The organism is Bacillus sp. LQ16, from assembly GCF_057784645.1.
The window spans coordinates 4893928-4919381 of the sequence record NZ_CM173491.1 but is presented as its reverse complement, the minus strand read 5'-3'; the positions used below and the strand labels follow the sequence as shown (position 1 = coordinate 4919381).

The following is a 25454-nucleotide window of genomic DNA, read 5'->3' as shown; positions in this document are numbered from 1 at the left end:
GTCAGTCATAAAGATATTGTTACTGTGAACCTGGCTAATATTTGGAAATTGCAAATTGTCGAAAAATGTTGATTTTTGAATGTTTTTTAAATATAATTCGTTTTATGGAGAAAAGGAGGGGGTTAATTGTATGAATATTTTAGAGCAATTTATTTCATCAACGAATACAATTCTTTGGTCATATATTCTTATTGCAATGTTAATTGGTTTAGGGCTTTATTTTTCTATTAAATTAAAATTCGTACAACTTACTCATTTAGGGGAAATGATTCGTTTAATGAGTGATGGACTAACTGGCAAGACACGTAAAAAGGGCAGCGTATCATCGTTCCAAGCATTTTGTATGAGTTCTGCAGCTCGTATTGGTATCGGGAACTTAGCTGGTGTAGCGTTAGCTATTTCTATGGGAGGACCTGGAGCTGTATTTTGGATGTGGGTTATTGCGATTATCGGTGCGTCTTCAAGTTTCGTAGAAAGTACGCTTGCGCAAATTTATAAAATAAAAGATGGCAGTGGCTTCCGCGGTGGTCCTGCTTATTATATGGAAAAAGGTTTAAATAAACGTTGGATGGGGATTTGGTTCTCTATTCTGATTACAATTAGTTACGGTTTAATTTTCAACTCAGTACAAGCAAATACAGTAACGTTAGCGTTTGAAAATGCATTTGGCTTAGAGCGTTATATTGTTGGTATTGTATTAGCTGCATTAGTTGGGGTTATTATTTTTGGTGGTGTAAAAAGTATTGCACGTATGTCGGAAATGATTGTTCCGCCAATGGCGCTTATTTATATTGCAGTAGCTATTTTTGTTGTCATTAAAAACTTCTATTTAATACCAGATGTGTTTACGGAAATCTTTAAAGGTGCATTCGGTTTAGATTCAGCTGTAGGTGGCGGTATCGGTGCTGCGATGAAATATGGTATTCAGCGCGGGTTATTTGCGAACGAAGCAGGTATGGGTAGTGCGCCGAACGCGGCAGCAACAGCTGATGTAACGCATCCAGCGAAACAAGGTTTTATTCAAACAATTGGAGTATTAGTAGATACATTCTTAGTATGTACATCAACAGCGTTTATCGTACTATGTTCTGGTGCATATAAAGCAACGAATTTAGAAGGTATTGAATTAACACAAAATGCATTAAGTTCACAAATTGGCCCATGGGCGAGCAGTTTCTTAGCGATTATTATTTTCTTATTTGCATTTAGTTCACTTCTAGGAAACTACTATTATGGTGAAACAAATATTGAATTCATTAAGCAAAGCAAAACGTGGTTAACAATTTACCGTATTGCGGTAGTTGGAATGGTATTATTCGGTTCTGTTGCGACGCTTCAAGTTGTATGGAATATGGCAGACTTATTTATGGGTCTAATGGTAATCACGAACTTAATTGCGATTACACTTCTTGGCCGATTTGCGTATGCAGCATTAGCAGACTATGTAAGGCAAAAGAAACAAGGAAAAGATCCAGTCTTCAGTGCAGATTCTATTCCTGGTTTAACGAATACAGAGTGCTGGGATAAGTCAGCGGTAACAGATAAAGAAAAAGCAGTGTAAATGAAAAGGCGAGCATCGAGGCAAATTCGATGCTCGCCTTTTTTGTTGTAGTAAATGATGAAAAGGGTGAGAGGTAATTATCAATATAACTTTTTTGTTTGTTTCTCTCGTTATTTATGGGGAACGTACTATTTTAAAAGTATGACTGGTCGAAGAGGATAAGTGATTGAGTATTGGATAAAGTGAAACTTTAATCAGTGGGGGGTGTTCATCCCCCACTGATTATTAGTTGAACCAATCGGGCTTTTACGGGCAGTTGATCCCCCACCTAATTTCTTCGTTTTCGTTGAATTTTGAGGTGGGGGTCTTACTGCCCGTTAATGCGGGATAAATGCATGTAATAGCTATATTTTTATGAAAAAAACACGTATGTTAAGAGAATTAACATACTCATGTCATAAAACCTTACATAAAGTTCTTGATTACTTAAAGTTTTTAGAATATAATTTTCTTATTGTTAGGAAGAGGGGGCAATACAAATATGGATTTTTTAGCTAGGGTAATTGGGGATGTAAATAATATCCTTTGGTCATATGTCATTATTGCGATGTTAATTGGGTTAGGGCTCTATTTTTCATTTCGTGTGAAATTTGTCCAAGTTCGTTACTTCGGTGAAATGATTCGTTTGCTTGGGGATGGAGCAAGCTCGAAAACGAGGAAAGCGCAAAAAGAGAAGAGCGGTGTATCGTCATTCCAAGCATTTTGTATGAGTACAGCTTCTCGTGTAGGTACTGGTAACTTAGCTGGTGTAGCTATTGCAATCTCAGCAGGTGGACCAGGAGCAGTATTTTGGATGTGGTTAATCGCGGTAATTGGGGGTGCTTCTGCATTTGTAGAGAGCACATTAGCGCAAATTTATAAAGTAAAAGATGGGAATGCATTCCGTGGGGGCCCAGCGTATTATATGGAAAAGGGTTTAAAGAAACGCTGGTTAGGTGTTGTGTTCTCTGTTCTAATAACAGTAAGTTTCGGATTGATTTTTAACGCTGTACAGTCTAATACTGTAGCGGCTGCCTTTGATGGTGCATTTAAAACAGATAGCAGATTAGTAGGTCTTGTTATGGCTGGTTTACTTGCAGTTATTATTTTCGGCGGAGTAAAACGAATTGCTCGCGCGGTTGAAATGATAGTTCCAGTAATGGCAATTATTTATGTAGCAGTGGCATTATTCGTTGTTGTAACAAACATTACGGCAATTCCATATGTATTTAAAGAAATTTTCTTACATGCTTTCGGAATTAAAGAAGTAGTAGGCGGAGGATTAGGAGCTGCGATTTTATTAGGGGTAAAACGTGGATTATTCTCAAATGAAGCAGGTATGGGTAGTGCGCCAAACGCAGCAGCGACTGCAAACGTAACGCACCCAGTTAAACAAGGTTTCATTCAAACTTTAGGGGTATTTACAGATACATTATTAATTTGTAGTTGTACAGCATTTATCATTCTTTTATCAGACGTGCATAATGCAGCTGATTTAAATGGAATTCAATTAACGCAGCAGGCGTTAAGTCAACATATCGGTCCATGGGCTTCTATATTTGTAGCAGTTGCGATCTTCTTGTTTGCATTTAGTTCATTAGTAGGTAACTACTACTATGGTGAAACAAATATTGAGTTCTTAAATGGAAGTAAAGTGTTATTAAATGCATACCGCATTGCTGTACTTGGTATGGTTATGCTAGGATCTGTAGCGACAATTCAAATCGTTTGGGATTTAGCAGATTTATTTATGGGAATTATGGCTGTTATTAACTTAGTAGCAATTGTATTCCTTTCTAAGTATGCTTTCGCAGCGTTATCAGATTATATTAAGCAAAAGAAACAAGGGAAAGATCCAGTCTTTTATGCGGAGTCTATTCCAGGTTTGAACAATACAGAGTGTTGGGATGAGCCAGTAGTAGCTGATAAAGAAAAAGCAGTATAATGAGGTGAGCATCAAGTGAAACTTGATGCTCATTTTTATTGGTTCAGCTATTTGTGTGAAGTGAAACTCCTGCTCATTAAAGTTTCGCTTTATAATGAAAAAGACGAACATTCATGAATGTTTCGTAATAAAATGTATTTTTTTAAGAAAAGTGCGGATATGAGTTGTGATTTATGTTAGAATGGAAAATGCCTTTGAAATAAGAGGTTTTATGATCTTTCCTATCCGATTGAAGATTTTGGAGGGGAAATGGAAAGTTCGGATTATTTCTTGTTTTGAATGGTCAGACGTTCAACGTTAATGAAGAGTTAAATGGAGGATTTTATTAATGAAGTTTGTTATGTTCCTTGTAGGATTACTCGTTGTATTTGTACTCGGTTTTCTTATAAGTGCCGATCGAAAGAAGATTAAGTATAAACCAATCGCAATTATGCTTATTATTCAGCTAGCATTATCTTATTTCTTATTAAATACGCAAGTTGGTTATATTTTAGTAAAAGGAATTTCAGATGGATTTGGCGCACTTCTTGGATATGCGGAAGCTGGAATCGTTTTCGTATTTGGTGGTCTTGTTAATAAAGGAGAGGTTTCATTCTTCTTAACAGCGTTATTACCAATCGTATTCTTTGCGGTTTTAATCGGAATTCTGCAACACTTTAAAATTTTACCGATATTTATTCGTGCTATTGGTACGTTGTTAAGTAAAGTAAATGGTCTAGGAAAACTAGAATCATATAACGCAGTAGCAGCTGCCATTGTTGGACAAGCAGAAGTATTTATTACAGTAAAAGATCAATTAAGTAAAATCCCAAAACATCGTTTATATACATTATGTGCATCTTCTATGTCGACAGTGTCGATGTCAATCGTTGGTTCTTATATGAAAATGATCGAACCGAAATATGTAGTAACAGCACTTGTATTAAATTTATTTAGTGGTTTCATTATCATTCATATTATTAACCCGTACGATATTACAGAAGAAGAAGATACACTGAAATTAGAAAATAAGAAAAAACAATCATTCTTTGAAATGCTGAGCGAGTACATTATGCTTGGTTTCACGATTGCGATTACAGTAGCAGCTATGTTACTCGGTTTCGTAGCATTAATTACAGCAATCAATAGCTTGTTTGATACAATGTTCGGTATTACATTCCAAGCTATTTTAGGATATATTTTCTCACCATTAGCATTCGTAATGGGCATCCCGCAAGCAGAGATGGTAACAGCGGGACAAATTATGGCAACAAAATTAGTATCAAACGAGTTTGTTGCGATGCTTGACCTTGGAAAAGTAGCTGGTGATTTATCGGCTCGTACGGTTGGTATTCTTTCTGTATTCCTTGTATCATTTGCGAACTTCTCATCTATCGGAATTATCGCAGGTGCAACGAAAGGTATCGATGAAAATCAATCAAATGTTGTATCATCATTCGGTTTACGCCTTGTGTACGGTGCGACGTTAGTAAGTATTCTATCAGCGATTATCGTTGGTGTTATGTTATAAAAAAAGGATGGCTCTAGCTCATAGCTAGGGCTACTTTTTTTATGGTAAATTTGCATGAAAAAACCAATTAATTAGGAATATATTAACATATAAAAATCTTTTAAAATTTATATTGCATTTCACCTAGATAACGCTTACAATTTGATTTGTAGGTGGTATCAATTTCAGACTTTCAAGTATGGTAGGAGAGAAGAAGCTACCTTTTATAAATTGCAATTTATGTAAACGCTTACTGATTTTAGATGACAGTTGAATAGTTTTAGGGGTTTTAAATTTTTTTAACAACAATGGTCAGACGTCATTCGTTATACGTTATACGACCAATAACTCGTGGGAGAAGTGGAGGATTCACATATGAAGTTCGTAATGTTTCTAGTCGGTTTACTTGTAGTGTTTGTACTAGGTTTCCTTATCAGTTCAGATCGTAAGAAGATTAAATATAAACCAATTGCACTTATGCTCGTCATTCAATTGGTACTTGCGTATTTCTTACTAAATACAAAGGTCGGATTTGTATTAGTAAAAGGGATCGCAGATGGATTTGGTTCTATTTTAAAATTTGCGGAAGCTGGGGTTAATTTCGTATTTGGTGGTCTAGCAAACGATGGACAAGCACCATTCTTCTTAACAGTATTATTACCGATTATTTTCTTAGCAGTATTAATCGGGATTCTGCAACATATTAAAGTTTTACCGATTATCATTCGTGCAGTCGGTTTCCTATTAAGTAAAGTTAACGGTTTAGGAAAACTAGAATCATATAATGCGGTAGCAGCTGCAATCGTTGGTCAAGGGGAAGTATTCATTACAGTAAAAGATCAACTAAGCAAATTACCGAAAAATCGTTTATACACACTTTGTGCATCTTCAATGTCTACAGTATCGATGTCAATTGTCGGTTCTTATATGAAAATGATTGATCCAAAATATGTAGTAACAGCACTTGTATTAAACTTATTCAGTGGATTCATTATCGTTCATATCATTAATCCATATGAAGTAAAAGAAGAAGACGATATTTTAGAATTACAAGAAGACAAGAAACAAACATTCTTTGAAATGTTAGGCGAATATATTATGCTTGGTTTCTCAATCGCTGTAACAGTAGCGGCGATGTTAATCGGTTTCGTGGCATTAATTACAGCAATTAATGGTGTATTCGATTCAATTTTCGGAATCACATTCCAAAGCATTTTAGGATATATCTTCTCACCATTAGCATTCGTGATGGGTATTCCAACATCAGAGATGTTACAAGCAGGACAAATTATGGCAACAAAATTAGTAACGAACGAATTCGTTGCAATGCTTGACCTTGGAAAAGTAGCTGGCGATTTATCAGCTCGTACAGTAGGTATTTTATCTATCTTCCTTGTATCATTTGCGAACTTCTCATCTATCGGAATTATCGCAGGTGCAACGAAGAGTATCGATGGCAAACAAGCAAACGTTGTATCATCATTCGGTTTAAAACTTGTATACGGTGCAACGTTAGTAAGTATATTATCAGCGATTATCGTTGGGGTTATGCTTTAATAAATTAAGAAAAGCAATGAGCCTAGGCTCATTGCTTTTTTGTTTAACTTGCTTTATCCAAGTCTCTTTTAAAACGTGGTTTCTCTAAATAAGTTCCCAGTCTCCAGACATATTCCACTGGCCCCATTCGGTATTTCTGGAGCCAATAGGTGCTAACGAATAATTGAATCGTATAAATTCCGATGGTTAAAAGAATACCGAAGAAATAGCCGATTTTCCCGTATAAGCCAAATCCATATGCGTAAAAAATGGTTGTTGCGATAATAGATTGCGCTAAGTAATTACTAACGGACATTTTCCCCATGTTCGCCATGTATGTTAGTAGACGGGTTGCTTTTTTGTAATGGAATAATAAAATGATTGTGCTTCCGTAAAAGAAGGTCATAGTTACTGGTGTAAGGCCATCTTGTAACATAATTAAAACCGGGTGTTTTATGAACATAGCTAAGATTTTAATTGTAAAAGAGAAGAGACCGGTGGCAAACCATATTTTTTTGACAGCAGGTATATGTTTACTGACCTCAAATAGCCAGCCTTTTTTCCCTACATACATTCCGAGTAGGAACAGTGGAGACATAAAAATTATTGCGAAAACTGATATGAAAAATAATCCGAATGCACCGTCAATTCCCATGTAATCAAAAGGATTTTCAGTCAATCTAAAGTTGACGTGATCCATATAGCTTCCAGTTTGATGGACTTTATGTTCTTTTTCAGTATAAGGTGCGAAATCATTTATATTTGTAGATGGATCAGTTTGATAAGACATAAGTGTAATAAGTGCGAGTAGAATAATCGCCCAAATAAGCAAAGTTTTCGGTTTTCGATTGATGAATATCATTAAAAAAATCCCGATTATTCCGTATGCAAATAAAATATCTCCCTCCCAAACAAAAGTGCCATGAATGTAGCCGAGTAGTAAAAGAATGATAATACGTCTTATGTATGTGGGGAAGAATTTTTTTCCTTTTGCGATAATACTTTTTTGTAACAAAATAATGCTAAGCCCAAATAGAAAAGAAAATAGGGATATAAAGTTATGTGTGCCGAAAAATTGAATAAACCAATTAGCACCTTTATCAAGATCGCCAAATAGATAAGTTGGTTTTTCACTGGTGAAGAACCCAAATTGAATTAATGTCATATTGACTAGTAAAATGCCAAACAAAGCGAAACCACGAATTGCATCAACAGCTTCTACACGTTGATTCATTTTTCCTCTCCTCGTATATTCGTTTTTATATTGAAAATAATACCATTTTATATCTGGCACTATGTCAAATATGAGGAAATTTAAGGTGATTTTAAGATAGAGAGCAAACAAAAAAATCACCTTAATACATGTATTAAGGTGATTGAAATATTACTCAGCTGGAGGCGTAAATGTACGTTTCTCTAATTCAGCATCTAGCATAAACAGTGCGTTTGAATCGCTTGTAATACGTTTTAGTTTTTGGATGATGCTATCGAATGAAGCTTCTTCTTCAACTTGTTCGTCAACGAACCATTTTAAGAATGTAATTGTTGCATGTTCACGCTCATCCCAAGCGATATCAGATAAGTTGTAAATACGTTTCGTTACTTCACGCTCGTGCTCAAGTGCGACTTCAAAAGCGTTTAATACAGATTCGTATTCGTTATTCGGATTATCAAATCCAGTAATAATAGCGCGCTCTCCGCGGTCATTAATATAGTTGTAAAGCTTCATTGCGTGGAAACGTTCTTCTTCAGCTTGTACAAGGAAAAAGTTAGCGAATCCATCATAGCTCTCAGCTGTACAGTAAGCAGCCATTGCCATATAAGCATGGGCAGAGTAAAATTCAAAGTTCATTTGTTCATTTAATGCGTCGTGCAATTTTTTTGATAACATAAAATCCCCCTTAGTATTGTGACAAGAATATTATACCACAATTGATAATATTCTCATTTAGATACTTCGAACCTTTTCGAAAGCTTTGTGACGTGTGCGTCCATAATGTCTTGTAAGTCTAAATCATATTTTTGCGAAAGAATAATAAGGTTAGATAGTACATCGCCAAGTTCTTCTTTTAGTTCTTGTTTTAGCTCTTCTTCTGTTTTCGCATCTTCATCAGGGCGATCGCGGCCGATTTCAATAGCACGAACGACTCGTGAAACTTCCCCAACTTCCTCGGTTAAGAAATTTAAGCGAATAAAGGCATTATACTGTGACCAGCTTCGTTTTTCGTAAAATTCCTCAACCCATCTTTGAAATGCAACGATATCCATTTCTTCCTCATCTCCTCAATATGTTGTACAATGTTCATTGTATCATAACAATATATAGTTTCGGGGTGTAGGGATGAGAAAGATTTGTGTGTTTGCAGGTTCTAATTTAGGGGAGAGACCAGAGTTTAAAGAGCAGGCAATTCAGTTAGGTAAAATGTTTGTTGAGAACGAGTATGAGCTCGTATACGGTGGTTCATGCGTTGGATTAATGGGAGAAGTAGCAAACGAAGTTCTTCGTTTAGGTGGACGTGTAACAGGTGTTATGCCACGCGGTCTATTCCGAGGAGAAATTGTGCATACAGGATTAACAGAATTAATTGAAGTAGAGACGATGCATGAACGTAAAGCGAAAATGGCAGAGCTTGCAGATGCTTTTATTGCGCTTCCAGGCGGATACGGAACGTTTGAAGAACTATTTGAAGTTGTATGTTGGTCACAAATTGGTATACACAATAAGCCGGTGGGTTTATTAAACATAAAAGGTTTTTACGGACCAATTCTGCAAATGGTTGAACGTGCAGCAGAAGAAGGATTTATGAATCCATCAAATAAAGAATTGATCGTTTCAGCTGAGACGGCAGATAAACTAATTCATGCAATCCAAAATTATGAGCGTCCTGTTTTGGGAACGAAGTGGAAGCAACTATCATAGCAAATACGGAAACACATGTCGTTTTAATTTAAGATGGCATGTGTTTTTAATTTGGTTAAATATGTTAATGTTGAGATATGATGTTTTTTGGAAAAGGAGAAATTGATGGAGGAGTTTGTGTATTTACGTCCTGTTTTTAAAAGTATTTTAGCAGCGTCTATTCTTGTTATGCTAATCGTTTCAACACAGAAGAAAGAGCTAATTAATGAATTTTCGCTTTGGTTTATTTCGATATTGTGTATCGGTGTTTCGGCGATAACACTCTTTATGATTGGCTTTATTGTTGATGAGTATAATTTGGCTGGAGATCCACAATCGCTTTGTATGTTTATTGCGATTGGTTGTATTAGTGGCCTGAATTTCATTATTTATTACAGAAGGCAATAAAAGAGGCATTCCATATTACTTTGGAATGCCTTTATCATTTTGATTGCTTTGTTTTTTATAGATGTCTTTGGAAACACATGAAAGTTTATTTTAAAAAAGCATGTGTTTTTAATTTGGTTCAATATATTGATAGTGAGATGTGGAAGCGTTTGAAGAGGGGAAGTAGATGGAGGGATGTTTTGATGAATTAAAAAAGAACATCTGAATAAAGGGTGAGTAAGGAATTATTGAGTGATATATAATTGTTCCGTTAAAGGGTCAGATTGTGGAAGATACCGAATGTTTTTATGTAGTTAGTAGAGGTTTTTTTAATCGAAATGAGAATAAATTTTATAGATGTAATCCTTTGGAAATTTTTAATCAGCTATGTATCATAATCTAATCATTAAAATGAAAATTGGAGGAGAGATGAGCATGGGGCGTTCTGTATTAAAAATGTATAACTACCACTTATGGGCAAATGAAGTTATTTTAAATCGCTTAAAAGAACTACCGCAAGACATTTTCCATAAGGAAGTTAAGAGTGGTTTTTCTTCGGTTGCAAAAGTAATGTCTCACATATACCTCACAGATTTAGCCTGGTTTGAGATTATTTCTGGTAAAAGCATGAGTGATGCAATGGTACACACAGACCAATTGAGAGAGCAGCTGGAAACAAAAAATATTGAGGAAATGAAAACTAGTTTTTATGAATTATCTAAACGATATAAAGTACTTTTAAGTAGTCAACAAGATTATGAAAAAGTGGTTGAGGTTGATAATCCATATGCTGGGCACCTAGATACGACGGTTTCTGAAACAATACTACACGTCGTCACCCACGGAGCATACCACCGTGGGAATATAGCCACAATGTTGCGGCAAATGGGTTATACCTCTGTTATGCAAGATTTTGGACTGTTTCTATATTCAAAATGAATTCTTTTTATTTACCATAGAATATGGGTTTTTATGATATTTTTTGGGGACTGCTTTTATTATTGGTTTAAGTTTAATTATGTAATATAGAATAAAGGCATTCCATATTATTTCGGAATGCCTTTATTGTTATTTTTATTTTGTTTTTTATACAGGTACCAGCCACCCCATCCGCCACCAATTGCTACGACAACGAGGAAAGCATAGTCTTTAACCTCGACACGTATATTGAAAATATTAGCTATAAGTAAGAGAATCCCAACTGTTATCAACGCAAAAAATGCTCTAATTAAGTAGTCTTTCAACTGAACCACTCCCGTCATTTAAGTAGTAAATGATGAATTTGGAAAAGCTTTTTGGATCTATGATACTAAAGGGTGTTTCCTATATTTTAACATAGATGAGATTGTAATATATTGATAAAAGTAGGGGAGAGGGGCGCTGATATTGTCGTGATTTGTCGGCAAATTGATATCCTTTGTCAAATCGTTGATATATTGCGGGTAATGATCGATATAATGAAAAAATCGTTGATATATTGCGAGTTATGATCGATATATTTGAAAAATCGTTGATATAATTTCGTGTACCGTTAAGTGCGACCATTACATAAAAAAGCGACTCTAAACGAGCCGCTTCCGCTTTAAAGTCTATTATTGATTCAAGAACGCACGTAGCATCCAAGCGTGTTTTTCTAGTTCTGTGTAGATACCTAGTAGTAGGTCAGATGTCATTTCATCGTCAGAGTCTTGAGCGATTTCCATGCCTTTTTTCAGTTCGACTAGCATCATTTCGTAGTCTTTCATGATTGCTTCGACCATCCCTTCTGCAGTTTCTCCGTATGCTGCTTCTTGAATAGAAGATAGTTCTAAGTATTCTTTCATTGTTGCTACTGGTTTGCCGCCAATTGCTAAAATACGTTCTGCAATTTCATCGATGTGAGTAGCTGATTCTGTGTAAAGTTCTTCGAATTTCTCGTGTAATGTGAAGAATTGAGGTCCTTTTACATACCAATGGAAGTTGTGAAGTTTTGTGAATAAAACGCTCCAGTCTGCTACTTGTTTGTTTAATACTTCGATTACTTGTTTGTTCATTATGATCAATCTCCTTTTGAGTTGTTATGTGATATCAATTACTAATTTATAATTATTGTAATCTAGTAATCTCTATAAATCAACCCTTTTGCTGGAATTAATTTGAACAAATTATGAACTGTTGTAAATAAAAGGCCCTATTACGGTGAAGTAATAGGGCCTTTGTTTGAGATATGGCTCTTGTTCTAAACGAGCCGCTTCCGCTTTTATTTGTTAAACAGCCTTTTGTTTTTCTTCTACATCCTGTCCATCCCAGCACTCTGTATTCTTTAAGCCAGGGATAGAGTTTGCAACGAAGACAGGATCTTTGCCTTGTTTCTTTTGCTTCAAATAGTCTACTAATGCAGCGTAAGCAAATTTGCTAAGGAATGAGATGGCAATTAAGTTTGTGAATACCATTAGTCCCATGAATAAATCAGCTAAACTCCAAACTGTTTTAAGAGCAGCGATTGATCCGAAGAATACCATTCCGACAACTGCAACACGATAAATCATTAACCATGTTTTGCTTTCTTTAATGAATGCGATATTTGTTTCACCATAATAGTAGTTTCCTAGAAGTGAACTGAAAGCGAATAGGAAAATAATAATCGCTAAGAAAGTGCTTGCCCACGGTCCAATTTGTGAACTTAATGCGTTTTGTGTTAATTCGATGCCTTCTAAATTTGATCCTTTGTAAAGTCCAGAACATAATACGATAAATGCTGTTGATGTACATACTAAGAATGTATCTACGAAAACGCCTAATGCTTGAACAAGCCCTTGTTTTACAGGGTGAGATACATCAGATGTTGCGGCTGCATTAGGAGAACTACCCATTCCTGCTTCTGTAGCGAATAAGCCGCGCTGAATACCGAACTTGATTGCTGCTCCAATACCACCAGCGATGGCTTGGTCTAAACCGAATGCACCGTTAAAGATTTCCATGAAAATGCTTGGTAACATACTGAAGTTGTTAATAACGACAAAAATAGCCACGCCGATATAAACGATTGCCATTGGCGGAACAATCATTTCTGTAATACGTGAAATGCTCTTAATACCACCAAAAATAATAACTGCAACTAATAAGGCTAATAGAGCTCCTACGATCGTTCGCTCTAGTCCAAAAGCATTTTCAAACGCTATTGTTACTGTATTCGCTTGAACTGAATTGAAAATTAATCCGTACGCAACTGTAATAAGAAGTGAAAACCAGACGCCCATCCAGCGTTTGTTTAACCCTTTTTCCATGTAATATGCTGGTCCACCACGGAACCTACTTCCATCTTTTACTTTATAAATTTGCGCAAGTGTACATTCTACGAAACTAGTAGCTGCTCCGATAATCGCGATAAACCACATCCAAAATATTGCGCCAGGTCCACCCATTGAAATTGCTAATGCTACGCCAGCTAAGTTCCCAATACCGATACGTGCTGCTGCACTTAAGCAAAATGCTTGGAATGGGGAGATGCTATCTTTCTTTTTTTCTTTTCGATTAAACCCTTTACTAATTAAGCTGACCATCTCACTGAAATGAGTAATTTGGACAAATTTTAATTTAAAAGAGAAGTAAAGACCGAAGCCGATTAGCATTGCAATAAGAATATATGACCATAAAATATTATTCGTTACCTCAAGGAATCTGCTAAAGATATCAACCATATAATACACTTCCTTTTTTTCGTAATAAGAAAATTATATGCAAAAAATATACGAGAATCAATTTTTCTAAAAAATTATGTTACTTAAGTCATTTTTGTGTTATGATTATGTTACATCGTAATATTTTTAGAATTATTTACATTTTAAAAAACTAAATTTAAAGCGAGAAGGTGGGGATAATTTGAAAGAAGATTCTTTATTGAAAGTAAGCCTTGAGAGTTTGAAAATGAGAAGTAATATATTTTTTATCATTACATCTTTAAGTATCTTTTTAGGGTCCACTTATTATTACAATAAAAGATTTCCAAATCACAAATATCCTGAGTGGTTAGAATTTCTAAAGCTGATTGGATGAATAAAAGACAGAAAAACAGAAAATTAAAATAAATAAGTTATGGAGGAGCTAAAAATGAATATTAGAGAAAGTGAACTTCCGGGTATTGGTTATAAGTTTCAAATCGTTACGAAAGGTAACGAAAAGATGGTAATTGTTATTCATGATGATGGACGTAGAGAAATGTATCATTTTGATTCAGACCATGAAGAAAGCATCTCAAGTATTTCACTACGTGACTCAGAGGCAAGACAAATTGCAGCAATATTAGGTGGAATGGTATATAAGCCTAGGGCGTTAGAAAATGTTGAGATGGTTTTTGAAGGTTTAGCGATTGAGTGGTTCAAAGTGGAGAATACAGCTCCAGCAATCGGAAAAACAATTGGGGATCTTGAAATAAGAAAAACATATAGCGTAACGATAATCGCAGTTATGAAGAAGAACATGAAGAAGCTATTTAATCCAGGACCAGAAACAGTAATTGAAGAAGGAGATATGCTTGTAGTTTCAGGTGAGAGAGAAGAAATTAAAAAAATCATTAATGAATTACTTTCAAATAGGGGGGACTGATTAGATGGATACGTTAATTTTTGAAGTTGGTACAGCTTTAGTTTTAGTGGCAATTGCAGCAGTAATTGCTGGAAAATTTAAATTCTCAGTAATTCCTTTTCTAATCGTTCTTGGAATGTTAGTAGGACCGCATGCACCGACGATAGGTGTTATCGATCTCAAATTTATTGAAAGTGCAAGTGTAATTTCCTTCCTTGGACGGATTGGGGTTCTATTCCTTCTATTCTATCTAGGATTAGAATTTTCAATGAAAAAACTTATTAAATCTGGACGCTCTATTGCGATTGGCGGAACGATTTATATTTTAATTAACTTTTCACTTGGTTTGTTATATGGATTTATAATGGGATTCCCATTACTAGAAATCTTAATTATTGCGGGTATTATTACGATTTCTTCTAGCGCTATCGTTGCTAAAGTGTTAGTGGACTTAAGAAGAACTGGTAATAATGAAACCGAATTAATTTTAGGAATTATTATGTTTGAAGATATATTCCTTGCTGTATATTTATCAGTTGTTTCTGGTTTAGTACTTGGGGATCACGCTTCCTTCTTAGGTGCCCTTACTTCAATTGGAATTGCTTTAGGATATATGCTTCTATTCTTTATAGTAGCTAGAAAGGCTACGCCGTTATTAAATAAATTGCTCAACATTAGCTCAGATGAAATCTTTATTATTGTAGTATTTGCTTCGTTATTCTTCATTGCTGGTTTTTCAGAAACAATTCACGTTGCAGAAGCAATTGGAGCACTTCTTCTAGGATTAGTTTTCTCTGAGACAGAGCATAGTGACCGAATTGAACATCTTGTTGTTCCATTTAGAGACTTTTTCGGAGCTATTTTCTTCTTCAGCTTCGGGTTAAGTATTGATCCGTTCTCATTAGGCGGAGCGATATGGTTAACGTTAGGCGCTGTCCTTCTTACGATAATCGGTAACTTTGTAGCAGGAATGATCGCAGGAAGACAAGCTGGATTATCTCATAAAGCATCAACAAATATCGGATTAACAATCGTTTCAAGAGGAGAGTTCTCCATCATTATGGCTAATATCGGTATCGCTGGTGGTTTAATGTCAGTACTGAAACCATTCTCAGCACTATACGTGCTTATACTATCCATTTTAGGCCCACTTTTGACAAAAGAGTCGAAGAATGTATATAAATTCTTAAATAAAATCTTTAAGTGGGATACGAAGACTAACTAAATTAAAAAAAATAAAAGTACAAGATATTTCCTGCTTGTACTTTTATTTTTGTAATGAAAACAGTAAAGAGAGGTAAATGATGTTAGGAGAGTTGATTCATTCGGTTTTAGTTTTTTTAGAAGGACTTGGTTATTGGGGAATTATGCTTGGATTAATGCTAGAGGTTATTCCAAGTGAAATCGTATTGTCTTATGCAGGTTATTTAGTATCAACAGGAAGCATTACATTTTGGGGCGCTGTCGCGTTCGGTACAATTGGTGGTGTAATTGCACAACTATTCATTTATTGGATTGGTCGATATGGAGGAAGACCTGTTCTTGAGCGATATGGAAAATATATTTTAATTCAGAAGAAACATATTGATTATGCTGAAGATTGGTTTAATCGTTATGGAACTGGCGTTATCTTTACCGCACGTTTTATTCCGGTTGTGCGTCATGCTATTTCGATACCAGCGGGTATTGCGAAAATGTCACATGCTAAGTTTATTACGCTAACTACATTAGCTGTTATTCCGTGGTCCATTGTGTTTGTATATTTAGGTTTTAAATTAGGAACAGAGTGGGAAAGTATTAATAAAGTTGCGGGGCCATATGTGAAATACTTTGCACTTGCTGCTATTGTTTGTGCAATTGGTTATTTTGTATTAAAAAAAATGATGAAAAAAAAGTGATTACAGAAAAGGAATCTATGTCGACGTAGATTCTTTTTTATTGGCATTTTTTCAAGGATGAAAGAATACGTTTAATATTTACCATATTGTGGCATACATATAGAAAAAGGGTGCTTGGAAAGGGGAATAAAGAGAAATGGAACTCCAGTTTCAAAATGTATATCAACAGGTAGAGAATTGGTATGTGTTGGATTCGGAGCTTCCTTGGGATGTCAAAAAGTTGAGAGAGGATTTGTTTTCTCTTATTGAAGTATGTAAAACGCCCGTTATTTTTTGTGATACGTGTGATGCAAACGATGTGCTTCTATCATTAGGAGAAGAAGAAGAAGAGTTCCTCTTCCCAGTAGGTGGTTTTTATCATAAAGAAAAGCAATTAATTTTCGTTTGTATATGGGAAGAGTATGAGCAAGTTCTCAAAACGCTACTGCATGAATTCCGCCATGCGATGCAGCATAAGAGAGATATATTGTATGTGGGAAGTGAACGGTACGAAGAGCGGTGGATTGAAAAAGATGCGAGGAAGTTCGCGGAGAGGAAATTGGATGAATATAAGAGTAGAAAGTTAATGTAAAGCATAGTGGAGAAATAGCGCTGTGCTTTCTTTGAACTTATTAAAGATAAGTATTTGACTTTTATAAAGTTTAGTTCTAAACTAATGGTATGAAACAAGCGAGGTGATGAAATGAAAACAGAAGATAGACTAGGGCTACTATTATGGTTTCGTTTATCACGTTTTTATAATAAGAGTATTCGTGAGACGAATCAGCATTTGAAGAACTGGAATGTATCTGCCGCCCAGTTTGATGTGTTAGCTCAAGTTGGAGGACATGATCGTTTAACGCAGCAAGAACTTGGAAATAAGCTATTTGTTACGAAAGGAAATGTAACGCAGCTTTTAAATAAAATGGAGCAGCTTGAGTGGATTTCGCGTGAACAAGAGGGTACTACGAAATATATTTCTTTAACAGAAAAGGGAAGAGCTTTATATGAGGAAATCGTTCCACCTCAAGAAACGTTCCAAGCAGAGAAGTTTCATAATTTAAATATAGAGGAACAAAAGCAATTATTAACACTACTAAAAAAGTTACAGTAAGAAAAAATTTTAAAATAAATCTTGAATTCGAGATAGTATGAGGTGAAGGCTATGTTTAGAAAAGTTGATCATAAAAATATGGGCAGAGCAAATCATGGCTGGTTAAATACACATTTTCATTTTTCTTTTGCTAATTACTATAACCCAAATAACATGAACTTCGGAGCGTTACGTGTTATTAATGATGATCTAGTAGCGGCACAAACTGGTTTTGATATGCATCCGCACCGTGATATGGAGATTATTTCTTACGTTGTAGATGGTGCTTTAACACATGAAGACAGCATGGGAAATCGCGGAACGATTGAGCGTGGACATGTTCAATATATGAGTGCTGGCACGGGTGTATTTCATAGCGAGCATAATTTAGGCGATGAAACGCTGCGTTTATTACAAATTTGGATTTTACCAGACCGTGCGGATCATAAACCAAACTATGGTGAGTTTAAATTTGATTGGAGCAAGCGCGAAAATGAATGGTTCCATATGGTATCTTCAGTAGAAGGAAATGCACCAATTCAAATTCACCAAGATGCGAATTTATACTCCTTATCATTAGAGGCTGGAAAAGAAATTCATTTTCCAGTGAAAGAAGGCCGTCAATTGTACCTTGTACAAATTGAAGGAAGCAGTGTAATCAATGGTGAAAATCTTGTTATGCGTGATGCAGCAGAAGCGGTAGAAGAAGATATTCACATTCAAGCGAAAGAGCAATCACACTATTTAGCAATTGAATTGAAAAAACAATAAAATGCGTAAAAAAAAGAGGACATCCGATAGGATGTCCTCTTTTTTTGATTGGAATTGTCTGAAAAATGTTTCTCAAATTTTGGGTAGAGGTATCAGCTGTAAAAATCAGAATTGTATAAAAGTGTCAAAAATCTTTATGGGAATGGGGAATGTTATAGTGAAAAAGCAAGTCATTTCATCAGCATTAGCGTTAACTGTTATCGCCGGGGGATTTGGAGCGTTTGGGGCAACGACAACGAAAGCGGAAGAACAAAAAATTCAATATCATCAAGAATTTAAAACACCTGCATACATAGGTGAAGAATGGAAAGCACCGGAAGGGCTAGATAAAAAAGAGACGGTCTTTCAATACTTAGAGAGTAAGAAAGATATGTTTAAATTAGCAGGAAATATTGAAAAGCATTTTAATATCGTTGGGGAAGAAAAAGACGCTGAATCTGATACGACACATGTAAAGCTAGTTGAGAAACATAATAACATTCCTGTGTACGGTTCTGATCAAACTGTTACACTTGATAAAGAGAATAATGTAAAAGCATTCTTCGGACAAGTTATTCCGAATTTAGATGATAAAAATATTCCTGCAGCTGCGAGCATTACTGTGGAACAAGCAGAAACAATTGCTAAGGCAGATATTGAGAAAGAAATTGGTAAAGTAAAGAGTTATGACGGTGTGAAAAAAGATTTATTTGTATATGAAAAGGACGGTAATTACTACCTTGCATACTTAGTTAAGGCATCGATTTCAAAACCAGCTCCAGGATATTGGCATTATTTTGTTGATGCAACGAATGGAAATGTTATTGAGAAATATAACGCTGTAGATAACATTACTGGATTTGGTTACGGAGTATTAGGTGCTAGACAATCATTTGAAATTGCTCAAGATACGAAAACAGGACAATTCAACTTGTTTGATGGTAAACGAGGACAAGGTGTTCATACATTTGATGCAGAAAATATGGACGAGAACTGGTTTAATTTATTCTCACAATGGCTTGGATATACAGGAGAAGAAGTTGAAAGTAAATCTAAGTTCTTCGAAGATAAAGCTGCAGTTGATGCGCATGTAAATGCAGGAAAAGTATATGATTACTACAAAAAGACATTTAATCGTAACTCTTTCGATGATAAAGGTGCGAAGCTTATTTCTACTGTTCACGTAGGGGAGAGCTGGAATAACGCAGCTTGGAATGGTGTGCAAATGATGTATGGTGATGGCGATGGAAAAACATTCATTCCATTATCTGCTGGACTTGATGTTATCGGTCACGAATTAACGCATGCTGTAACTGAACATACAGCAAACCTTGTTTACAAAAATGAGTCAGGGGCGTTAAATGAATCGTTATCTGACATTATGGGTGTTATGGTTGAGAAGAAGAGCTGGGATTTAGGTGCTGACATTTATACACCTGATAAACCAGGCGATGCACTTCGTTCACTAAAAGATCCAGCATCTATTCCAAACCCATTAAAACCAAGTGAAGGTTACCCAGATCACTATAGTAAACGTTATACTGGAACAGCTGATAATGGCGGCGTTCATATTAACAGTAGTATTAATAATAAAGCTGCTTATTTAGTATCTGAAGGCGGAGATCATTACGGCGTGAAAGTAACTGGAGTGGGCCGTGAAGCGACAGAAAAAATTTACTACCGTGCGCTTACGAAATATTTAACTGCAAACTCTGACTTCAAAATGATGCGTCAAGCTGCACTTCAGTCAGCTGAAGATTTATATGGTAAAAACTCTAAAGCTGTACAAGCTGTAACGAAAGCTTATGATGCAGTAGGCGTAAAATAATAAGAGAAAAAAACCTGACTAGAGTGTCAGGTTTTTTTTCTTTATCCCGCTAGTCGCGAATGCCTAATGCGATTTTCGCCATACGTGACATACGTTCTTTCGACCACGGTGGATTCCAAACGACATTTACTTCTATTTCATTAACTTCAGGTACGTTCGTTGATAATACTTTTTTAACGTCTGATACGATTTGCCCAGCCATTGGACAACCGATAGAAGTCATAGTCATCGTAATGACAGCATTATTATTTTCATCTGCTGTAACATCATACACTAATCCAAGATTAACGATATCAACACCTAGTTCAGGGTCAATAACAGCTTCTAAATTGGCAAATAATTTATTTTCAAATGCTTCTTGTGACATAAGCAGCCCCTCCTACAATTTAATGATATCGATTCTCATTATAACGGAAATGAGTATAATGTGCAGGAAATGAGCTCAAAAAAATATCCCTCTTTGAAAGGGGGATATTTTTTTGAAAATCTATTCTGTTTTAAAATGAGATACGAGTTGATCTAACTCTTCAACTGTTTGTTTCATTTTTCCAGCAGTTACTGCCATTTCATTCATAACGATAACCTTTTTTTCAGCAGATTGTGCCGTTGCGGCAGTTTCGCTGGATACTTCAGTCGAGATAGAAGCGATGTTATTAAGTGAAGCGTTCATTTCTTCAGCACTTGCAGCCATCTCTTCAGCAGTTGCTGATATATCTTGCATTTGAGTAGATACTTTATTTACTTGTTCTACAATTGTTGAGAAAGAAGTACCAGCTTCACGAATAACATTAATGCCTTCAAATGCTTCAGAACGGCCTTGAGACATCATAGAGCTAGCAGTTTCTGTATCATTTTGAATTTGATGTAGTAATTGATTAATGTCTGTTGCAGCTGTTTTAGATTGTTCAGCAAGTTTTCGAACTTCGTCAGCTACGACAGCAAATCCTTTTCCTTGCTCGCCAGCACGAGCTGCCTCAATAGAAGCATTTAAAGCAAGTAAGTTTGTTTGCTCAGCAATATTAGAAATAGATTGTACAGCAGTATCAATATATTTCGTATGAGTGATTAGACGTTCAACCACTTCTGACGTAGCATTTACAGCTTCGTGTATCGTTGTCATTTGTGAAACAGATTTTTGGATAACGGTACTTCCATCGCTAGCATGTTCAGATGTGGCAACAGCAAGTTCCGCTACAGATGAAGCAGATTCAGCAATACGCTGAACACTTACTGCCATATCGTCCATTGCAGTTGAACTTTCTTCCATACTAGAAGTTTGTGATTGAATACTTGCATTTAAGTTAGACATCGAGCTTTGGACTCTTACTGTCGCCTCACGTGATGTATTCGTTTTTTCTAGCATATTTTCAGAAGCAGTTTGTACTTCCACTGATGTTTTTTGAACACGATTAATGATATGTTGTAGGTTTTCTAACATTTTATTAAATGATGTTGCGATAGCACCGATTTCATCGTTGCTATTTACTTGTAGACGTGCCGTTAAGTCACCTTCTTGAGAGGCTAATTCTTTTAGCTTCGTGTCAATTTGTTGAATTGGTTTCACAAGTTTACCAGAGAACCACCATGCAAGAATAATTGCAGCGACAATACAAATAACAAGTGATAAGAAAATAACATATTCGATTAAGAGTGCAGATTGGTCAATTTTTTCAATAGATTGTTCACGTAATTTAGCTTGTTCATTACTGTAATTGGTGAAGTCACCAATTACTTTATAGACAGTTCCGTTCTCTGAAGAAGCTACTTGTAAAGCTTCTTCCCATTTTTGTTCTTTTGCAAGAGTGAATACTTTTTCCTCAACGAACTTTCTCCAAGTAGACCCTAATTCCATTGTGCTTTTTACGGACGAAGAAGCATTTGGATTAGAAAGAAGTTTATCTTTTGAATCCTCAAGACGTTTACTCATTTCATTAAACTTGTCTAATTCGACTTGATCATGTTGTAGTAAATAACCTCTTAGAGCAGAGAGCTGTACTTGATAAGCGTCTCCACGCTCTTTTAATTCTGTTGCCAGTGGAGAAATTTCTTTTTGTAATGTTTCAGCTTTACGAGATTGGTCAATAGCAAAAAATAAAATAAATGCTAAGGCGATACCGAATAAAGCGCAAATCGTTCCCATCATGAACATAAGTTTTTTTCTGATACTTACAAAATTCATATGATAAAAAGCCTCCTTTGTGAAATCTTAGTATTAGAATTAATAAATGTAAAAAATTGAAAGAAAGCTTTACTCCAGTTGGAATAAAGCTTTCTTATTTCCTTTAGGAATTATAGCAGACGGAATGAGAGATAGAAAGAGATATTTTAAAGTGAAAAAAGAGAGACTGTAAAACTTGCTTTCCTATACCTTTGAGTTCGTGTCATTTTCACTTTAAGCGTTTGTTTTGAAATGAGAAACGAGAAATTCAAGTTCTTGTACGATTGTTTTCATTTCAGATGATTTGTTAGCCACGATACTCATTTTGTTTACTTGATCACCAGCCGAATGTGCTGTTTGTGATGTTTCTGCAGCAACTTCGTTTGAAATGGAAGCGATATTATTTAAAGCTGCATTCATTTCTTCAGAGCTTGCAGCCATCTCTTCAGCAGTTGCAGACATTTCTTGCATTTGCGTAGAGACTTTGTTAATGTGGTTAACAATTTCTGAGAATGAAGATCCGGCGGTACGAATAACCGTAATTCCTTCAGAAGCTTCTGCTTGGCCTTGTGTCATCATGTCATTTGCTATTTTTGTATCGGCTTGAATTTGATGCAGTAAATGGTTAATGTCAGTTGCGGCTAGTTGAGATTGTTCAGCAAGTTTTCTAACTTCATCGGCAACAACAGCGAATCCTTTGCCGTGTTCACCAGCACGAGCTGCTTCAATAGAAGCATTTAAAGCGAGTAAATTTGTTTGCTCGGCGATATTCGAAATAGATTGAAGTGCAGTATCTATATGATTTGTATGTGTAATGAGTCGTTCAACTACTTGTGATGTAGCATTAACAGCTTCGTTAATTGTATGCATTTGTGTAATAGATTTCTCAATGACTTTATTCCCATCATCTGCTTTTTCTGACGTTGTGACAGCTAAACTAGTAACAGAAGAGGCGGACTCAGCGATACGCTGAACACTCGTTGCCATGTCATCCATTGCGGTTGAACTTTCTTCAATGCTAGAAACTTGTGAACGAATATTGTGTTCAAGAGCATTCATAGTTTCTTGGGTCCTTGCCGTATTTTCCATAGAAGCGGTTGTTTCAATAAATACATTTTCGGAAGCTTCTTTTACACTTGTTGATGTTTGTTGAACTTGTTTTATTATATGCTGTAAGTTAGTGAGCATTTGATTAAAGGAATTTGCAATGTCACCAATTTCATCTTTACTCGTTACGTGTAATCTAGCCGTTAAATCTCCATCTTGAGAAGCTAATTCTTTTAACTTCTCATCAATTTGTCGAATTGGTTTAACGAGTTTACCAGAGAACCACCATGCTAATAAAATAGACGTTAATGTACATGTAATGAGTGAGAAGAAAATAATATATTGAATAAGTGATGAAGAAGACTCGACATCAGCAATTAATGCGTCACGTTTCTCATTTTCTTCATTTGTATATTTATTAAAACGACCTAAAAGATCATTTACATAATCTGTTTGTGCTAAAGCAATTCTAGATGCTTCGTCCCATTTTCCTTCACGCGCAAGAGGGAGTACCTCATTATCTATGACGCTACGCCATTTTCCTCCCATTAAAATGGCTTCTTTCATTCCTTCTGGGAGCTTTTTGTCACTTGTTACTTTCTCTCTAGTATCAGCTAATTTTTTCCCTTCTCGGTTGAACTTATCTAATCCTTTTTGATCATGTGATAGCAAATATTCTTGTAAACCAGCAACTTGTCCTTGGAACCAATCGCCACGTTCTTTTAAAATCGTCGCTCTTTTTGATACATCATTTTTTAACGTTTCGATTTCACTTGCTTGATTCATGGCGAATGAAAGAATAACAATAAGAGCAATGCTAAATAAAGAAGAAATGCTTAAGAGTGTGAACAGTAGTTTTTTTCGAATACTAACATATTTCATCGTTACCCCTACCCTCATTTAAACTGTTTATTATGATTTATAGATATTTAAAACGAAATTAATAAAAACATTATTATGAAGTTATTAATCTGTTCAATGAAAATTATAGCAGATAATGGAAGGAGTCAGATTGGTATTAGAAAAAGTTCTTAAAATGTATACATTTGCATATCATAAAATTCATAAATAAATATTAGAAATGCTATTGAAATTTGAAATGACATCATGTATACTTCTAATTAGTTGATAACGATTATCAGTATCAACTAAAAACATTACTCTTCGTTATGTTGGTCATACCCCTTTTTGACGACGTAAGTCAGAGACGAAATGTTGAAATATCTTGTGTCCTATTCTACAGAATTATGGTAATCTCCAACCTCAACTTATATGCGTGAGCATGCAAAAAGGATCCTATCCGTGAAGGGATCCTTTTTTGCATACTGTCGCAATTATTGTATATAGACCAGGGATACGTTCTTCGATTCCTTCTGGTGCAGTAGAAGGGAAGACCCATCTTTGATGAGATCCATGTTCTTCAACTAGTTTTTCAATTTTAAAACGTTCTTCCGCAAGTGTTGTAATGATTTCTCCTAGCGTCCAGCGACGGATGGTTGTTTTAGGTAGCGATTCTTTCTGTGCTTCTGTAAGAAGGATGCTATAAGCAACATCATCTTCAATTAATTCTTCATCGAAATAATTTCCACTTGCTCGAAATGATGGATGGTCTACTCCTAATAGCTTTGTGTATATTGGATGGTAATCGCGAAGGATAAGTATCCCACCTGGCTTTAGTAGTTGAGAAATTTTTTTGAAAAGTGGTTTTAAATCTAGAAAGTAATGAAGTACACCAAGCTCCAGTAATACGATATCAAATGATTTGGAGAGATTTACATCTAGTACATCAGAAACGATGTAATGAATAGAGACGTCTGCGGCGTCCGCAAGTTCATTTGCATATTTTGCATTACTTGCTGAAATATCAACAACTGTTACGTCAGAGCCTAAAAGGGCGAGAGCAACAGCTTTATTTCCTTTTGAGCCGAGTAAATTAATAATACATTTTCCTTTTGGAGATTGTATGTAAGGTAAATAATGTGCTACTTCGCGTGTGGGATCTTCCATGATTTTTTTCGCATAATCCTCCGGTGCCCCATGGCGATTCGTCCAAGCTTCATAAGCAGCTGTATTCCAGCTTTTTTCATTTATAGTGCTTAGTTGTTTTTGGTTCAATGTTATCACTCCTTTTGTGAACGTATAGGTATTCGGCGGGAGGATGGGATTTCCTTTTCGTTCTGAATAAAAGTTTGATTTTTCTGTGATTAAGTCGTACAATACGTGTTATACGTAAAAGCGTTGAAAAGGAAAAGTAGAATGAAAATATTCTTTCCAGAGAGCTTCGGTAGCTGAGAAGAAGCAAGAATATTCATTTGAACAATGGCCTTTGAGCTTCGTCCTGA

Annotated in this window: 24 protein-coding genes and 1 other annotated feature (1 of these 25 running past the window's edge); of the genes, 14 read left to right on the top strand and 10 right to left on the bottom strand. The window is 35.6% G+C overall.

Going from position 1 to position 25454, the window contains the following annotated elements; all coding sequences use genetic code 11:
• Positions 1-130 precede the first annotated feature (130 nt).
• The 4 genes from AC3EMB_RS25055 (at position 131) to AC3EMB_RS25040 (ending at position 6531) form a co-directional block, all read left to right on the top strand.
• Positions 131-1561, top strand: coding sequence for an alanine/glycine:cation symporter family protein (locus tag AC3EMB_RS25055; protein ID WP_016123726.1), 1431 nt, complete (start codon positions 131-133; stop codon positions 1559-1561).
• Positions 1562-2042: 481 nt separating this feature from the next.
• Complete coding sequence (locus tag AC3EMB_RS25050) at positions 2043-3485, top strand: alanine/glycine:cation symporter family protein (RefSeq protein WP_098976074.1); 1443 nt, start codon at positions 2043-2045, stop codon at positions 3483-3485.
• 328 nt (positions 3486-3813) lie between these two features.
• Positions 3814-4995 carry a NupC/NupG family nucleoside CNT transporter gene (locus AC3EMB_RS25045; RefSeq protein WP_000673841.1) on the top strand — a complete coding sequence of 394 codons (1182 nt, stop codon included), beginning with the start codon at positions 3814-3816 and terminating at the stop codon, positions 4993-4995.
• 354 nt (positions 4996-5349) lie between these two features.
• On the top strand, positions 5350-6531 hold the full coding sequence (locus tag AC3EMB_RS25040; protein WP_053563400.1) for a NupC/NupG family nucleoside CNT transporter: 1182 nt from the start codon (positions 5350-5352) through the stop codon (positions 6529-6531).
• A 43-nt stretch (positions 6532-6574) separates the two neighbouring features.
• Here the strand turns inward: AC3EMB_RS25040 and AC3EMB_RS25035 are convergent, their stop codons facing one another.
• From AC3EMB_RS25035 to AC3EMB_RS25025, 3 genes are all read right to left on the bottom strand, one after another.
• Complete coding sequence (locus AC3EMB_RS25035) at positions 6575-7744, bottom strand: DUF418 domain-containing protein (RefSeq protein WP_001076347.1); 1170 nt, start codon at positions 7742-7744, stop codon at positions 6575-6577.
• A gap of 150 nt (positions 7745-7894) precedes the next feature.
• Positions 7895-8401 (bottom strand): ferritin, encoded by a 507-nt coding sequence (locus AC3EMB_RS25030; RefSeq protein WP_000949403.1) that lies wholly within the window; start codon positions 8399-8401, stop codon positions 7895-7897.
• A gap of 53 nt (positions 8402-8454) precedes the next feature.
• Positions 8455-8778, bottom strand: a complete 324-nt coding sequence (locus AC3EMB_RS25025; RefSeq protein WP_000355749.1) for a MazG nucleotide pyrophosphohydrolase domain-containing protein — start codon at positions 8776-8778, stop codon at positions 8455-8457.
• Positions 8779-8851: 73 nt separating this feature from the next.
• On the opposite strand from AC3EMB_RS25025, the gene AC3EMB_RS25020 reads away from it, so the two are divergent.
• From AC3EMB_RS25020 to AC3EMB_RS25010, 3 genes are all read left to right on the top strand, one after another.
• A complete protein-coding gene (locus tag AC3EMB_RS25020) occupies positions 8852-9430 on the top strand; it encodes an LOG family protein (protein WP_001225756.1) in 579 nt (192 codons plus the stop codon).
• Positions 9431-9535: 105 nt separating this feature from the next.
• Positions 9536-9817: a hypothetical protein gene (locus AC3EMB_RS25015; RefSeq protein ID WP_078401324.1), complete on the top strand. Its 282-nt coding sequence runs from the start codon at positions 9536-9538 to the stop codon at positions 9815-9817.
• Between the two features lie 414 nt (positions 9818-10231).
• A complete protein-coding gene (locus AC3EMB_RS25010; protein WP_016079796.1) occupies positions 10232-10735 on the top strand; it encodes a DinB family protein in 504 nt (167 codons plus the stop codon).
• A gap of 107 nt (positions 10736-10842) precedes the next feature.
• Here AC3EMB_RS25010 and AC3EMB_RS25005 read toward each other — a convergent pair whose 3' ends face one another.
• The 3 genes from AC3EMB_RS25005 to AC3EMB_RS24995 form a co-directional block, all read right to left on the bottom strand.
• Positions 10843-11040 (bottom strand): hypothetical protein, encoded by a 198-nt coding sequence (locus AC3EMB_RS25005; protein ID WP_000656311.1) that lies wholly within the window; start codon positions 11038-11040, stop codon positions 10843-10845.
• A 348-nt stretch (positions 11041-11388) separates the two neighbouring features.
• Positions 11389-11829, bottom strand: a complete 441-nt coding sequence (locus tag AC3EMB_RS25000) for a Dps family protein (protein WP_001041895.1) — start codon at positions 11827-11829, stop codon at positions 11389-11391.
• Positions 11830-12042: 213 nt separating this feature from the next.
• Positions 12043-13476, bottom strand: a complete 1434-nt coding sequence (locus tag AC3EMB_RS24995; protein WP_000227591.1) for an alanine/glycine:cation symporter family protein — start codon at positions 13474-13476, stop codon at positions 12043-12045.
• A 409-nt stretch (positions 13477-13885) separates the two neighbouring features.
• Here AC3EMB_RS24995 and AC3EMB_RS24990 point away from each other — a divergent pair, with 409 nt between their 5' ends.
• From AC3EMB_RS24990 to AC3EMB_RS24960, 7 genes are all read left to right on the top strand, one after another.
• Positions 13886-14380, top strand: a complete 495-nt coding sequence (locus AC3EMB_RS24990; RefSeq protein ID WP_001026075.1) for a cation:proton antiporter regulatory subunit — start codon at positions 13886-13888, stop codon at positions 14378-14380.
• Between the two features lie 4 nt (positions 14381-14384).
• Positions 14385-15584, top strand: a complete 1200-nt coding sequence (locus AC3EMB_RS24985) for a cation:proton antiporter (RefSeq protein ID WP_000380223.1) — start codon at positions 14385-14387, stop codon at positions 15582-15584.
• Positions 15585-15663: 79 nt separating this feature from the next.
• Positions 15664-16257 (top strand): undecaprenyl phosphate transporter UptA, encoded by a 594-nt coding sequence (uptA, locus tag AC3EMB_RS24980; RefSeq protein WP_000900214.1) that lies wholly within the window; start codon positions 15664-15666, stop codon positions 16255-16257.
• Positions 16258-16393: 136 nt separating this feature from the next.
• Positions 16394-16828, top strand: coding sequence for a DUF3920 family protein (locus AC3EMB_RS24975; RefSeq protein WP_000422799.1), 435 nt, complete (start codon positions 16394-16396; stop codon positions 16826-16828).
• Between the two features lie 111 nt (positions 16829-16939).
• Complete coding sequence (locus AC3EMB_RS24970; RefSeq protein ID WP_000845486.1) at positions 16940-17350, top strand: MarR family winged helix-turn-helix transcriptional regulator; 411 nt, start codon at positions 16940-16942, stop codon at positions 17348-17350.
• 51 nt (positions 17351-17401) lie between these two features.
• Positions 17402-18100 carry a pirin family protein gene (locus AC3EMB_RS24965; protein WP_017657013.1) on the top strand — a complete coding sequence of 233 codons (699 nt, stop codon included), beginning with the start codon at positions 17402-17404 and terminating at the stop codon, positions 18098-18100.
• A gap of 157 nt (positions 18101-18257) precedes the next feature.
• A complete protein-coding gene (locus AC3EMB_RS24960) occupies positions 18258-19907 on the top strand; it encodes a M4 family metallopeptidase (protein WP_488517325.1) in 1650 nt (549 codons plus the stop codon).
• A gap of 49 nt (positions 19908-19956) precedes the next feature.
• On the opposite strand, the gene AC3EMB_RS24955 is transcribed toward AC3EMB_RS24960, so the two are convergent.
• The 4 genes from AC3EMB_RS24955 to AC3EMB_RS24940 all read right to left on the bottom strand — a co-directional run bounded on the left by AC3EMB_RS24955 (position 19957) and on the right by AC3EMB_RS24940 (position 25227).
• Positions 19957-20274, bottom strand: coding sequence for a metal-sulfur cluster assembly factor (locus AC3EMB_RS24955; protein ID WP_000076418.1), 318 nt, complete (start codon positions 20272-20274; stop codon positions 19957-19959).
• Between the two features lie 120 nt (positions 20275-20394).
• Positions 20395-22086: a methyl-accepting chemotaxis protein gene (locus AC3EMB_RS24950; RefSeq protein WP_001012193.1), complete on the bottom strand. Its 1692-nt coding sequence runs from the start codon at positions 22084-22086 to the stop codon at positions 20395-20397.
• A 213-nt stretch (positions 22087-22299) separates the two neighbouring features.
• Positions 22300-23994 (bottom strand): methyl-accepting chemotaxis protein, encoded by a 1695-nt coding sequence (locus AC3EMB_RS24945; protein WP_377893140.1) that lies wholly within the window; start codon positions 23992-23994, stop codon positions 22300-22302.
• Positions 23995-24408: 414 nt separating this feature from the next.
• Positions 24409-25227: a class I SAM-dependent methyltransferase gene (locus AC3EMB_RS24940; RefSeq protein WP_488517324.1), complete on the bottom strand. Its 819-nt coding sequence runs from the start codon at positions 25225-25227 to the stop codon at positions 24409-24411.
• Between the two features lie 114 nt (positions 25228-25341).
• Positions 25342-25454 (top strand) — a binding site (T-box leader) (it continues 158 nt past the right edge of the window).